General features: G+C 65.2%; 13 protein-coding genes. 1 reads left to right on the forward strand and 12 read right to left on the reverse strand.

Annotation, left to right across the window (positions count from 1 at the left end; translation table 11 throughout):
- Nucleotides 1-48: 48 nt before the first annotated feature.
- The 3 genes from nrdR to AC57BR_RS11020 all read right to left on the reverse strand — a co-directional run bounded on the left by nrdR (nucleotide 49) and on the right by AC57BR_RS11020 (nucleotide 2,735).
- Nucleotides 49-618 carry a transcriptional regulator NrdR gene (nrdR, locus tag AC57BR_RS11010; protein WP_496360407.1) on the reverse strand — a complete coding sequence of 190 codons (570 nt, stop codon included), beginning with the start codon at nucleotides 616-618 and terminating at the stop codon, nucleotides 49-51.
- Nucleotides 619-737: 119 nt separating this feature from the next.
- Nucleotides 738-2,096 carry a histidinol dehydrogenase gene (gene hisD, locus AC57BR_RS11015; RefSeq protein ID WP_496360409.1) on the reverse strand — a complete coding sequence of 453 codons (1,359 nt, stop codon included), beginning with the start codon at nucleotides 2,094-2,096 and terminating at the stop codon, nucleotides 738-740.
- 54 nt (nucleotides 2,097-2,150) lie between these two features.
- Complete coding sequence (locus tag AC57BR_RS11020) at nucleotides 2,151-2,735, reverse strand: hypothetical protein (RefSeq protein WP_496360411.1); 585 nt, start codon at nucleotides 2,733-2,735, stop codon at nucleotides 2,151-2,153.
- A gap of 180 nt (nucleotides 2,736-2,915) precedes the next feature.
- Here AC57BR_RS11020 and AC57BR_RS11025 point away from each other — a divergent pair, with 180 nt between their 5' ends.
- Nucleotides 2,916-3,374, forward strand: a complete 459-nt coding sequence (locus AC57BR_RS11025) for a flavin reductase family protein (protein WP_190243070.1) — start codon at nucleotides 2,916-2,918, stop codon at nucleotides 3,372-3,374.
- Here the strand turns inward: AC57BR_RS11025 and dnaE are convergent.
- The 9 genes from dnaE to ftsZ all read right to left on the reverse strand — a co-directional run bounded on the left by dnaE (nucleotide 3,371) and on the right by ftsZ (nucleotide 13,227).
- A complete protein-coding gene (dnaE, locus tag AC57BR_RS11030) occupies nucleotides 3,371-6,928 on the reverse strand; it encodes a DNA polymerase III subunit alpha (RefSeq protein WP_496360413.1) in 3,558 nt (1,185 codons plus the stop codon). The genes AC57BR_RS11025 and dnaE overlap by 4 nt on opposite strands.
- Nucleotides 6,929-6,980: 52 nt before the next feature.
- Nucleotides 6,981-7,907, reverse strand: a complete 927-nt coding sequence (locus AC57BR_RS11035; RefSeq protein ID WP_353711868.1) for an RluA family pseudouridine synthase — start codon at nucleotides 7,905-7,907, stop codon at nucleotides 6,981-6,983.
- Complete coding sequence (gene lspA / locus AC57BR_RS11040) at nucleotides 7,900-8,472, reverse strand: signal peptidase II (protein ID WP_496360415.1); 573 nt, start codon at nucleotides 8,470-8,472, stop codon at nucleotides 7,900-7,902. Before lspA ends, AC57BR_RS11035 begins: the two co-directional genes overlap by 8 nt.
- A gap of 81 nt (nucleotides 8,473-8,553) precedes the next feature.
- Nucleotides 8,554-9,249, reverse strand: coding sequence for a DivIVA domain-containing protein (locus AC57BR_RS11045; protein ID WP_496360417.1), 696 nt, complete (start codon nucleotides 9,247-9,249; stop codon nucleotides 8,554-8,556).
- A gap of 168 nt (nucleotides 9,250-9,417) precedes the next feature.
- A complete protein-coding gene (locus tag AC57BR_RS11050; RefSeq protein ID WP_496360419.1) occupies nucleotides 9,418-9,705 on the reverse strand; it encodes a YggT family protein in 288 nt (95 codons plus the stop codon).
- 134 nt (nucleotides 9,706-9,839) lie between these two features.
- Nucleotides 9,840-10,370, reverse strand: a complete 531-nt coding sequence (locus AC57BR_RS11055; RefSeq protein WP_306922314.1) for a cell division protein SepF — start codon at nucleotides 10,368-10,370, stop codon at nucleotides 9,840-9,842.
- Nucleotides 10,371-10,459: 89 nt separating this feature from the next.
- Entirely contained in the window at nucleotides 10,460-11,197 is a 738-nt protein-coding gene (locus AC57BR_RS11060; RefSeq protein ID WP_496360421.1) for a YggS family pyridoxal phosphate-dependent enzyme, read from the reverse strand.
- Complete coding sequence (locus AC57BR_RS11065) at nucleotides 11,190-11,927, reverse strand: purine nucleoside phosphorylase YfiH/LACC1 family protein (protein ID WP_496360423.1); 738 nt, start codon at nucleotides 11,925-11,927, stop codon at nucleotides 11,190-11,192. The genes AC57BR_RS11060 and AC57BR_RS11065 overlap by 8 nt, the downstream gene beginning before the upstream one ends.
- A gap of 67 nt (nucleotides 11,928-11,994) precedes the next feature.
- A complete protein-coding gene (ftsZ, locus tag AC57BR_RS11070) occupies nucleotides 11,995-13,227 on the reverse strand; it encodes a cell division protein FtsZ (RefSeq protein ID WP_496360425.1) in 1,233 nt (410 codons plus the stop codon).
- Nucleotides 13,228-13,374: the final 147 nt, after the last annotated feature.

Here is a 13,374-nt window from a genome sequence, read left to right on the forward strand (position 1 = left end):
GAGCCGGCGGCGGCTGCGGCTTCCCCTCCGCAGCCGCCGCCGGAGACTTTAGAGCGTGCTCTTCGCCGTGTTCTTTTCTACCGTGTTCTTTTCCGGGCTCTTGCCCTCAGAACCCTTACCGTCCGAGCCCTTACCCTCTGTTCTGGGGGTCGCCGCCTCTTTGGCCTCGACGTCGGACTCGTGCCGGAGCAGCGCAATGGCGGATTCGAAATCCTCGAGTGATTCAAAGGCCTGGTAGACGCTGGCGAACCGCAGGTACGCCACCTTGTCCAGCTTCTGCAGCGGGCCAAGGATGATCAGGCCAACCTCGTGGGCGTCGATTTCCGCAGCACCGGAGGCCCGGATGTTCTCCTCGACTTCCTGTGCCAGCATCGCGAGGTCGTCCTCGCTGACGGGCCGGCCCTGGCAGGCCTTGCGGACGCCGTTGATGACCTTGCTGCGGCTGAAGGGTTCACCCACGCCAGAGCGTTTGATCACGGACAGGCTGGTGGTTTCCACAGTGGTGAAGCGGCGGCCGCACTCAGGGCACTGCCGGCGGCGGCGGATGGCGGAGCCGTCGTCGGCCATCCGGCTGTCCACCACGCGTGAATCAGGGTTCCGGCAAAACGGACAGTACACGTTTTTCCTACCCTTCCGTTCTCGGCCGAAGCTTCTTTCGGGTCCAGTTTACGGCCACATGTAGCCGAATAACAAGCCTGTAATTACTACATGTAGTGGACGGGTACTACATGTAGTGGTCAGCGGCCCGGCTGGAACCGGACCGTGACCGCGTCGCCGTGCGCCGGGAGGTCCTCCGCTCCGGACAGGCTGACGATGTGGCCGCTGACCTGCTCCAGTGCCACCTCCGAGTAGTTGATCACCTGGATGGCGCGCAGGAACGTCGTCACGTTCAGTCCGGACGAAAACGCCGCCGTGCCGCTCGTGGGAAGCACGTGGTTGGAACCGGCGCAGTAGTCGCCGAGGCTTACGGGGCTGTAGTCGCCGACGAAAATAGCGCCCGCGTTCCGGATCCGCGCTGCCACGGCAGGGGCGTCCGCGGTCATGATTTCCAGGTGTTCGGCCGCGTAGGCGTCGCACGCCGCGATGCCCTGGTGGAGGTCGTCAACGAGCACCACGCCGGACTGCGGACCGGACAGTGCCTCGCGGACCCGCTGGCTGTGCTTGGTGGATGCAGCCTGCAGTTCCAGTTCCTCACGGACGTCCGCGGCGAGCTGGACGGAATCCGTGATCAGGACAGAGGCGGCCTTCGGATCGTGTTCGGCCTGGCTGATCAGGTCGGCGGCAACGAAGGCCGGGCGGGCAGTGGAGTCCGCGAGGATGGCAATCTCCGTGGTACCCGCCTCGGAGTCGATCCCCACCACGCCCTTGACGAGGCGCTTGGCCGTGGCCACGAAGATGTTCCCGGGGCCGGTGACGACGTCGACGGGTTCCAGTGCGGGAGTCCCTGCTTCGCCGGGCACGCCGTAGGCGAAGGCGGCGATGGCCTGGGCTCCGCCGATGGCATACACCTCGTCAATGCCCAGGAGCGCCGCGGCGGCCAGGATGGTGGGGTGCGGGAGGCCGCCAAAGTCCTTCTGCGGCGGCGAGGCGAGTGCGATCGACTCCACGCCTGCGGCCAGCGCCGGAACCACGTTCATAATCACCGACGACGGGTAGACCGCCAGGCCGCCCGGGACGTACAGGCCCACGCGTGCCACGGGCACCCACTTCTGGCTCACCACTGCGCCGTCGCCCAGGGAGATGTCGACGTCGGCCGGGCGCTGCCCGTCGGCAAACCGGCGCGCACGGCTGATGGACTCTTCAAGCGCAGAGCGCACGGCAGGATCCAGTCCGTCCAGCGCTGACTGCAGCGCCTCGGACGGAACGCGCGGATGCGTCTGCTCCACGCCGTCGAACGTCCGGGCGAAGTCCGCAAGGGCGGCAAAGCCGCGCCGGCGGACGGCCGTGATGATGTCGGCGACCTTCTGCTCGGCGTCCGCGACTGTCTGCTGCCGTGCCCGCGGCACCGCCTGACGGAGTTCGGCCAGGCTGAGGCTGCGGCCGCGCAGGTCAACGGTGCGGAAGTCGACGGCGGGGGTGTTCGGAGAAGTGGTCACCCGTACATTTTACGCGCCGCGGCAGCGCGCCCCGACGTCCGTTACCGCCGCTGCCTACTGCCACGTGCGGCCGTCACGGCTGTTACCTTCCGGTTCCTGGTCCTCATCCTGGTCCACGGAGGCACGCAGGAGGCCGATGATGCGCAGGACGAAGAAGCCGGCAGCCGCAGCGGCGGGCCACAGGATAAGGACCGTCAGGGACCGCAGCGAGAAGGCCACGCTCGCGTTCGCCGACGTGTCCTGGGGACCGCCGAGCCAGAGGCCTGCCAGCACGCCGGTCTGCCATGCCAGGACAGCCGCCGCTGCGCTTGCGGCGACAGACAGCAGCAGCATCCGGCGCGTCCCGCCGTTCCGGCGGCCGGACAAGAGCACAGCCACCAGGCAGCCCGCAAAGACAAAAAGTCCCGCCAGCACCAGGTCCCGGGGCAGCCAGCCCTCGCTGTTTGTCCCGGAGGAGAGCGCGGAGTTTCCGGAAATGAGGTTTTGCCCGCCGGGGGCCAGGAGCCACCACAGGAGCCCGGCCGGGATGCCGGCGGCGATGATTCCGGCCGCCCACGCCCAGCCCTTGCCGGGCCGCCGCCGGGCGCCGTGGGCCTCGTCAGAGGAGCGGACCGGAGGGAGGGGTGCAGGCTGGGTCATGAAGAAACGTTAACAAATGTTGGCCGGCATTCCGCGCCGCGTGCCTGCGCGCCAGGTGAATGTTCCATCCGCCCGGAAGCCCCATAGTCTTGTACTAGAGACTCAATCGGTACGAATGCAGTAGGGAGATCAATTCCAGTGACCTCAGATGATGTCGCCTTCGAGGGCACGTTCAAAGAGATGTTCCGCCGGCACGCAGCGGGCGTGGCCATCATCACTGTGAACTACGAGGGGGTCCCCTACGGCTTCACGGCAACCTCCGTTGCCTCGCTTTCCGCCAAACCCCCGCGTTTCACCTTCAACATGGCACGCAGTTCCAGCTCGTGGCCTGCGGTGGCCAACACCACGTACATCGGCGTGCACATGCTCGGACTGGAGAACCAGGAGCTGGCCGACCGGTTCGCGCGCACCAAGGAACGCTTCGCCGGCGACCACTGGGCCCACGGACCCCACGACGTGCCGGTGCTCAAGGACGTTGCCGGTTGGCTGATCGGCAAGATCCAGATGCGCCTGTCGTTTGAGAACAACGCCGTCGTGGTGGTCGAAGTGGTGGAGGGGCAGGTGGGCGAGGACGGCTCGCCACTGCTGTACCACTCCGGAACCTACGGGCAGCCCGTTCCGCTCGACTACGAAATCTAGGCGTCCAGGCAGGCCGGGCCCAGCAACACCTTCAGGTCCCCGAACAGTGACGGGTTCGGATTCACCCGCAGGTGCACGGGCAGCGCCATGACCTCGATGCGGCTGTCGCCCTGCAGGTTCACCCGGACCTCGGAGTTGCCCCGGTGGTTGCGCAGCACGTCCCCCAGTTCCGTGACCACGGCCTCGGTGGCCTTGTGCGTGGGCATGGTGATCACCAGCGGTCCGTTCGTGCCCTGGCTGAGGTCCGGAACGGAGAGCTCCATGCAGTTCAGGGTCACGGCACCGTCGTCGCGCCGCTGCAGCCGGCCCTTGACCACCACGATCAGGTCCTCGGCGAGGACCGAGGCAATCGGCCCGTAGACCTGGCCGAAGAACATGACCTCCATGGAACCGCCGAGGTCCTCGATCTCCGCCCGGGCATAGGCGTTGCCGCTGGCCTTCGCGATCCTGCGGCTCAGCGAGGTGATCATGCCCGCGATCGTGATGATGGCGCCGTCGTGCGGCCCGTCCTCCGCGATGATCGAGGTGATGGACTGGTCGGCGTGCTGGCTCAGGACGCCTTCCAGGCCCTGCAGCGGGTGGTCTGAGACGTACAGGCCCAGCATGTCCCGCTCGAACGCGAGCTTGTCCTTCTTCTCCCATTCCGGCAGGTCAGGGATCTCGATGCTGAGCGACGACTCGGATTCGGCCTCGTCGAAGCCGGCAAAGAGATCGAACTGGCCAATGGCCTCGTTGCGCTTGAGGGTGATGACGGAGTCGATGGCTTCTTCGTGGACCATGGCCAGCGCACGGCGGTGGTGGCCCAGTGAGTCAAATGCTCCGGCCTTGATCAGCGATTCGATGGTGCGCTTGTTGCACACCACTGCCGGCACCTTCATGAGGTAGTCCTTGAAGGAACTGTAGGCGCCTTCTTTTTCGCGGGCGGCCACCATGGCCTCGACCACGTTGACGCCGACATTGCGGATGGCGCCCATGCCGAAGCGGATGTCCTCCCCCACCGGGGTGAAGTTCAGGGCGGATTCATTGACATCCGGCGGCAGCACCGTGATGCCCATGCGACGGCATTCGTTGAGGTAGATCGCGGACTTGTCCTTGTCGTCGCCAACCGAGGTCAGCAGCGCGGCCATGTACTCCGGCGCGTAGTGCGCCTTCAGGTACGCCGTCCAGTAGGAGATCACGCCGTACGCGGCCGAGTGCGCCTTATTGAAGGCGTAGTCGGAGAAGGGCAGCAGGATGTCCCACAGAGTCTTGACGGCCTCCATGGAGTAGCCATTGTCCTGCATGCCCTGCGAGAAGCCGGCAAACTGCTTGTCCAGCTCGGACTTCTTCTTCTTACCCATGGCGCGGCGCAGAATGTCTGCCTGGCCCAGGGAATAGCCGGCGAGCTTCTGCGCCACGGCCATAACCTGCTCCTGGTAGACGATCAGTCCGAACGTGCCGCCGAGGATCTCCTTGAGGGGTTCTTCGAGTTCCGGATGGATGGGGATGACTTCCTGGATCCCGTTCTTGCGCAGCGCGTAGTCGGTGTGCGCGTTGGCGCCCATGGGACCCGGCCGGTACAGCGCCAGGACGGCGGAGATGTCTTCGAAGTTGTCAGGCTTCATGAGTTTGAGGAGGGACCGCATGGGTCCGCCGTCGAGCTGGAAAACGCCCAGCGTGTCGCCGCGGGCCAGCAGCTCGTAGGACGCCGCGTCATCCAACTCCAGCGTTTCGAGGTCCAGGTCGACGCCGCGGTTCATCTTGATGTTTTCCAGGGCATCGGAAATGATCGTCAGGTTTCGCAGCCCCAGGAAGTCCATCTTGATCAGGCCGAGGCCTTCGGACGTCGGATAGTCGAACTGGGTGATGACCTGGCCGTCCTGGAAGCGGCGCATGATCGGAATGACGTCGATGATGGGGTCCGAGGACATGATCACGCCGGCCGCGTGCACGCCCCATTGCCGCTTCAGGCCCTCAATGCCCAGTGCGGTCTCGAAAACCTTGGCGGCCTCGGGATCCGTGCTGATCAGCTGCCGGAAATCCCCTGCCTCGCTGTAGCGCTTGGCATCTTTGTTCTGAATGTCGGCGAGCGGAATATCCTTGGCCATCACGGCCGGCGGCAGAGCCTTGGTCAGCGTTTCGCCCATGCTGAAGGGGTAGCCGAGCACGCGGGAGGAGTCCTTCAGCGCCTGCTTGGTCTTGATGGTGCCGTACGTGACGATCATGGCCACGCGCTCGTCGCCGTACTTCCGGGTCACATAGTCGATGACCTCGGAACGGCGCCGGTCATCGAAGTCGACGTCGAAGTCGGGCATGGAGACGCGGTCAGGGTTGAGGAATCGTTCGAAGATCAGGCCGTGGTGCAGCGGGTCAAGGTCGGTGATGCGCATGGCGTACGCAACCATGGATCCTGCACCGGAGCCACGCCCGGGACCCACCCGGATGCCGTTGTTCTTGGCCCAGTTGATGAAGTCGGCCACCACGAGGAAGTAGCCCGGGAAGCCCATCGAGGTGATGACGTCCAGCTCGTAGTCGGCCTGCTTGCGGACCTTGTCCGGGATGCCCTGGGGGTAGCGGTAATGGAGTCCTTTGTCGACCTCCTTGACCAGCCAGGACGTTTCGTCCTCGCCTTCAGGGCAGGGGAACCGGGGCATGTAGTTGGCACCGGTGTTGAAGGACACCTCGCACCGCTCGGCGATCAGGAGAGTGTTGTCGCACGCTTCGGGGTGGTCGCGGAACAGCTCGCGCATTTCCCGCGGCGACTTCAGGTAGTAGCCGCTGCCGGAGAACGCGAAACGGGAACCGCCGTTGTCGTAGGTGGGTTCGAGGAGGGTCGAGCCGGACTGGATGGCCAGCAGGGCCTCGTGCGCCTTGGCGTCATGCTCATGGGTGTAGTGCAGGTCGTTGGTGGCAACGAGCGGGAGGTTCAGCTCTTTGGCCAGCCGCAGGAGGTCACCGGTGACCCGGCGTTCAATGTCCAGCCCGTGGTCCATGAGTTCACAGAAGTAGTTCTCCGCACCGAAGATGTCCCGGAACTCGGCAGCGGCTTCCACGGCTTCGCGGTACTGGCCGAGCCGCAGCCGGGTCTGGACCTCGCCCGAGGGGCAGCCGGTGGTGGCGATGAGGCCCTCAGAGTAGGTGTTCAGCAGCTCGCGGTCCAGCCGGGGCCACTTGCCGAAGACCGAATCCAGGGAGGCGATCGAGGAGGCACGGAACAGGTTCCGCATGCCCACGTTGTTGTAGCTCAGCAGGGTCATGTGGGTGTAGGAGCCACCGCCGGAGACGTCGTCCTTGCGCTGGCTCTCGTCGCCCCAGCGGACGCGGCCCTTGTCGCCGCGCGCCGTCCCGGGAGTCACATATGCTTCGACGCCGATGATCGGCTTGATGCCCTTATCGGTGGCTTTGCGCCAGAAGTCGAAGGCACCGAAGAGGTAGCCGTGGTCGGTGGTGGCCAGGGCGGGCATCCCCAGCCGCTCCGTTTCATCGAACAGCTCGCCAAGCCTGGCGGCGCCGTCCAGCATCGAGTACTCGGTGTGGGTATGGAGATGTACGAACGAGTCATTGCTGGAAGTCACCGCACCATTCTAGTGCCGACCCCCTGACAATTAATGTCGGCGTGCCGCAGGCTCAGGCCTTGCCGGTGCCCAGGACTTCCAATGCGTAGGCCAGGTCCTCGGGGTACTCGCTGGTCACGGTGACGCGTTCGCCGGTGCGCGGGTGGTCGAAACCCAGCTCACGGGCGTGCAGCCACTGCCGGGTGAGCCCGAGGGTAGCAGCGAGCCGCGGGTCGGCCCCGTAGGTGAGGTCTCCGGCACACGGATGGCGGAGTGCGGCGAAATGGACCCGGATCTGGTGGGTCCGGCCGGTCTCCAGGTGCACTTCCACCAGGGTGGCCTTGCCGAACGCCTCGAGGACCTCGTAGTGCGTCACCGATGGCCGGCCGTCCTCGATGACGGCGAAGCGCCAGTCGTGGCCGGGATGCCGGCCGATCGGGGCGTCGATGGTGCCCTGCAGGGGATCCGGCAGGCCCTGGACCACCGCGTGGTAGACCTTGTCCACGGTGCGTTCCTTGAACGCCCGCTTGAGGGCGGTGTAGGCGGGTTCCGTCTTGGCCACCACCATGACCCCGGAGGTCCCGACGTCGAGGCGGTGGACGATGCCGGCGCGCTCGGCGGAGCCGGAGGTGGAGATGCGGTAGCCGGCCCCGGCGAGACCGCCGACGACGGTGGGTCCTACCCAGCCGGGGGACGGGTGCGCCGCGACCCCTACCGGCTTGTCGACCACCACAAAGTCGTCGTCATCCAGCAGGATCTTCAGGCCTTCCACAACTTCCTCCACGACTTCAAGGGGATCCCGGCGCTCCGGGACCGTCACGTGCAGCACGGCGCCGGACGCGAGTTTGGCGGACTTGCCCACCGGTTTGCCGCCGCTGACGACGTTGCCTTCGGCTATCAGGGTTGCGGCGGACGAACGGGACATGCCCATCAGCTTGGCCAGGCCTGCGTCCACCCGGGTCCCGTCCAGTTCCTCGGGCACCACCACCCGCTCAGACATTGTCGGACCCGTTCCGCTTTTCGACGCTGTGGTGCGATCCGTCAAGGGCGATCCCCCGCAGGGTCAGCAGGCAGATGATAACCACGGATGACACGACGGCGGAGTCGGCGATGTTGAAGATCGCAAAGTTGGGCAACTGGATGAAGTCCACCACGTGCCCCATTCCGAACGACGGGTCCCGGAACAGCCGGTCCGTCAGGTTTCCCAGTGCGCCGCCGAACAGCAGCCCCAGCGCCAGCGCCCACCACGCGGATCCGAGCTTGCGCAGCTGGAACAGGATGGCGGCGGCGACCACCACCATGATGATCGTGAACACCCAGGTCACGTTCTCGCCGATGGAGAACGCTGCGCCGGAGTTCCGGATGTAGTACCAGTGCAGCAGCGGGGGCAACACCGGAATCCGTTCGCCCTCCACCATGGTGCTGGTGACCCACAGTTTGGTGAGCTGGTCGAAGACGTAGGCGAAAACTGCCAGTCCGGCGAACAGGGACAGCAGGACGGCGCGCCGTGGCCGCGGTGATGAAGAAGCTGGGTGCGCTGCGTCAGCGGCAAGGTCGTCAGTCATGGTGCTTTCATTCGGGAACCGTCGTTAATGGCAAAAGCCGGTGGCCGAGGAATCCTCAGCCACCGGCCTTCAGAATACGTGCTAAACGGCGGCGCTGCTGCTTTCGCCAACCTCAGGGGCGGCAACGGAACCACGGGCGTCCAGGTCGCGCAGCTGGCCCTCGATGTAGGCCTTCAGGCGAGAGCGGTAGTCGCGCTCGAAGCCGCGCAGCTGCTCCACCTTGCGCTCGAGGACGGAACGCTGCTGCTCCAGGGCGCCGAGGATCTTGCGGGACTTCTCCTGCGCGTCGTTGACCAGGCTGCTGGCTTCGATCTGTGCTTCTGCAATGATCTTGTCGCGCTGCTGCTGGCCCTCGGATACATGGCGGTCGTGCATCTGCTGCGCCATGGCCAGCAGGCCGGCAGCGGACTCGGAGACGTTGCTGCTGGTGACGGCGGGTGCCGGGGCTGCAACCGGAGCGGCCTGCTCGGCTTCCTTTTTCTTGGCAGCTTCCGCGGCCTTGGCCTCAGCTTCGGCCTTCGCGCGCGCTTCGTCCTTCTCGGACTTGGACGGCGCGGGAACCTTTTCAACGACAGGGGCGACGGCGGAGGTGGCAGCCGGCGATCCGGAGCCGCCTTCGGCGAGCTTCTTGCGAAGTTCTTCGTTCTCCTGGTTCAGGCGCCGCAGTTCAACGACGATCTCGTCCAGGAAGTCGTCAACCTCATCCTGGTCATAGCCTTCGCGGAACTTGGTCGGCTGAAAGCGCTTGTTGACAACGTCTTCTGGCGTCAAAGCCATCTGGTCACCTCGTTGGTCTAGTTCGTCAGGAGGCCTTCCGGCCGTCAAAACTACGGTACCTAAATATGGTCTGGTTCCTCTAATTCAACACCGTGGCGTCAAACAAAAGGTATTCTGCGCCCGGGGATCCATGCGGGTCGGCCCCGGCGCGGGCAAGCTGATATGAAGTTATGCAAAAGACTTGGTGATCGCCATGGCGATGCTCAGGCCGATGAACAGCACCAGAAACCCAAGGTCCAGCGAGACGCCGCCCAGCCGCAGCGGCGGGATGAGGCGCCGCAGAACCTTCAGCGGCGGATCGGTCACCGAGTAGACCGCATGAGCCGCCACCAATGCTACCCCGCGGGGACGCCATTCCCGGGCGAACATCTGAACCCAGTCATACACGAGGCGGATAATCAGCGCGACGAAAATGAACAGCAGAACGATGTAGACGAGCCCGAATAGTATTCCCATGAGCTAACCCATTGTCTCCATGTTCATCGCGGACACTTCCATGCCCTGGTATTCCTGCCAGATTGTGCTGCTCCCCTATTTCAGCACGGATGCCAGGCAGGTGCGTCCCTGCCTGGCATCCGGAGAGCCGATTTTTAGCTTTGGTTGAAGAAGCTGGCGGTGGCCTCGCTGGCTTTCTTGTCATCTCCGATGACTTCAACATACGACGGCGACAGCAGGAAAACCTTGTTCGTCACGCGCTCGATGCTTCCGCGCAGACCGAAGACGAGGCCGGCGGAGAAGTCGACAAGCCGCTTTGCGTCCGCCTCCCCCATGTCCGTCACGTTCATGATGACGGGGATACCGTCACGGAAACTTTCGCCGATGAGCTTGGCGTCGTTGTAGGAGCGCGGGTGGATCGTGGTGATCTGCCGCAGCCCGGTGGTCTCTTCGCGGCTCGATGCCGCACGCTTGATGGGTGTCACGGGTGCGCGGTATTCCTCTTCGGCAGCTGGTGGCACTTCACGGGTGACCTCTCGGAGCGGCGCCGGCGCGCGGCGCTCTTCACGGTCATGCTCCATTGAGTTGTCCTCATCCTTTTGCTGGGTGGAAAGCTCAGACTCGTAGTGTTCATCGCCGTCGGCGAGCCCAAGATAGATCATTGTCTTGCGCAGAGCGCCAGCCATGGTCGACTCCTAATCGTGTCCGGAAGCGGGCCGCCCAAAGGTCAAGACAGCATTGGAATCCCCGCCATTCACTTCCAATAGGACAGACGCTACCGCACGGCCGGGCGCGAACCGAGAATATCTGAGCCAATTCGGAGGTGTGTCGCACCGAATCGGACAGCTGCTTCCAAGTCCTGGCTCATGCCGGCGGAAATCCCCGTGGCGCCAGGGAAATCCCGTTGCAGGCTGGTTGAAATGCCCAGGAGTTTTTCAAAGGCCCGGTCAGGATCCGCCCCGAGCGGCGCCACGGCCATGATTCCCGCCAGGCGAAGGCCGTCCGCGGCCTCGAGCTGATCCGCGATCTGCGGTACCTCTTCGGGGGCTGCCCCGCCGCGGTGGGCTCCGGCGTCATCTTCCAGGCTCACCTGGATGAAACAGTCCAGGTCGGCCCGGCCGGTGAGCTGCTGCTGGCCTGCCATGGCCCGCTCCAGGGCCGCCACGAGCTGGGAGCGGTCCACCGAGTGCACGGCAGACGCGTACCGGACCACTGTCTTGGACTTCTTGCTCTGGAGCTGGCCCACGAAATGCCAGGTAAGGTCCAGGTCCTCGAGTTCCTCGGCCTTTGCGGAGGCCTCCTGGTCCCGGTTCTCGCCGAAATCCTTGACGCCAAGCGCTGCCAGTCGGCGGACGTCGTCGGCCGGATGGAACTTGCTGACAACTATCAGGCGCGGCGGGTTTTCTTCGCGGCCGGCCGCTGCGGCGGCGCGGTCGATGCGCTGCCGGACGGCGTCCAGGCGCTCCCGCAGCTGTTCCGTCCGGGCATCCCCGGATGCCGCGCTGTCAGTCATGGGTCCACACCAGTCCGGCGAATCTGCCGGACCGGGAGTCGCGGCGGTAGGAAAACAAGGACTCGTTTTCGAGGGTGCAGGGCCCCCGGTATTCGATGGGAACGCCGAGGGCATCGAGCTGGCTGGCGGCACCGCCGGGCAGGTCGAGCGCCGGCGTTCCCCATGTTGTGGTTGACCACGCAGCCGGCAGGAGGGCGGCGACCTCGTCGCGGAGTTCGGCGGGCACCTCGTAGCAGTTCCCGCAGACGGACGGGCCCAGCCAGGCACGGATGTCCGTGGCGCCGGAGGCGCGCATCTGTTCCACCGCAGCCGGAATGACGCCGGAGAACAAGCCGGGACGCCCGGCATGAACGGCAGCCAGCACGGAGCCTGTTGCCCCGGCGCCCACCAAGACCAGCGGAATGCAGTCCGCCACCATCACCGCGAGCGGCCCGCCGAGGGACACCAGCGCATCCGCCGTCGGCGCCTGCGGAGCGACAGCACCGGATCCAGCGACAGTACCGGATGCAGAGACTGCACCGGATTCAGAGACAAGGGACACTTCGTTGCCGTGAACCTGGTTCATGTACTGGAACTTGCGGGGCGCGACGCCGGCAGCGTGCTCCAGTTGGACCCGGCGGCGAAGCACCGCGCCGGCGTCGTCGCCCACATGCAGGGCCAGATTGCCGGCATTCGTGTCGGTGAACGCCACGGACACGCCAGGCTGCACTTCAGCACGCCACAAAAACAATCGGAACTCCGGCTATCAGGGTCAGGAAACGGGACGGTGGCCGGGCGGATATCCGCCCGGCGGCCTCCTACTTCAGGAAATCGGGAACGTCCAGGTCGTCAGACCGGCTGCCGGTGAGATCGGGCTCAACCACCGACGGAAGGTCGACGTCGAACCCAGAGTCAGCGGGGACAGCTGACGGACGCTGCTGCCCCCAGCTGCTGAGACCTGCAGCACCCACGCCGGCGTGCATGGGCTGGACGTGGACCTGCTGGCTGCCCGCGGACGGCTGGCTCTGCGGGGCGGCCGCCGGCACGGCGGGGCGCTGCGGTGCAGCCTGCGGCTGCGACTGGTCCATGGAAGGCGAGGTGGCCTTGACGTCGTCGAATCCTGCCGCGATGACGGTGACGCGGGCTTCGTCGCCCAGGGCGTCGTCGATGACCGCGCCGAAGATGATGTTGGCCTCCGGGTGGGCGACTTCCTGGACCAGGCGGGCGGCCTCGTTGATCTCGAACAGGCCGAGGTCGGAGCCGCCCTGGATGGACAGCAGGACACCGTGGGCGCCGTCGATGCTGGCCTCCAGCAGCGGGGAGGCGATGGCGAGCTCGGCTGCCTTGACCGCGCGGTCTTCGCCGCGGGCTGAGCCGATGCCCATCAGGGCCGAGCCTGCGCCCTGCATGACGGATTTCACATCTGCGAAGTCAAGGTTGATCAGGCCCGGCGTGGTGATCAGGTCCGTGATGCCCTGGACACCGGACAGCAGGACCTGGTCAGCGGAGCGGAAAGCGTCCAGGACAGAGACGTTGCGGTCGCTGATGGACAGCAGGCGGTCGTTGGGGATCACGATCAACGTGTCCACCTCATCGCGGAGGGCGTCGATGCCCGCCTCGGCGGAGCCTGCGCGGCGCCGCCCTTCGAAGGTGAACGGACGCGTGACAACGCCGATGGTCAGGGCACCAAGGGAGCGCGCAATGCGGGCAACAACCGGCGCGCCGCCTGTTCCGGTGCCACCGCCTTCACCTGCGGTCACGAAGACCATGTCGGCACCGCGGAGGACTTCCTCGATCTCGTCGGCGTGGTCCTCGGCAGCCTGCTTGCCGACCTCGGGATTGGCCCCGGCACCCAGCCCGCGCGTCAGTTCCCGTCCGACGTCGAGTTTAACGTCGGCATCGCTCATCAGCAGAGCCTGGGCATCGGTGTTAATAGCTATGAATTCGACACCGCGGAGACCCACCTCGATCATGCGGTTGACTGCGTTCACGCCACCGCCGCCGATGCCGACGACCTTGATGACGGCCAAGTAATTCTGCGGAGCTGCCACGTTACGTGTCCCTTGTTAGTGTCCTATTGCGAAAACTGATGGAGTCGAGCTTGAAGCCCTGAACCTTAACCTTCCAGTTGAAGGTTATAGTTATGTCAAGTAACTCACGTCTGTGACGCTATTTCCTATGCTGGCTACATTCAATAA

The sequence above is a fragment of the Arthrobacter sp. BGA-UO-ETr-C19 genome (assembly GCF_059568005.1).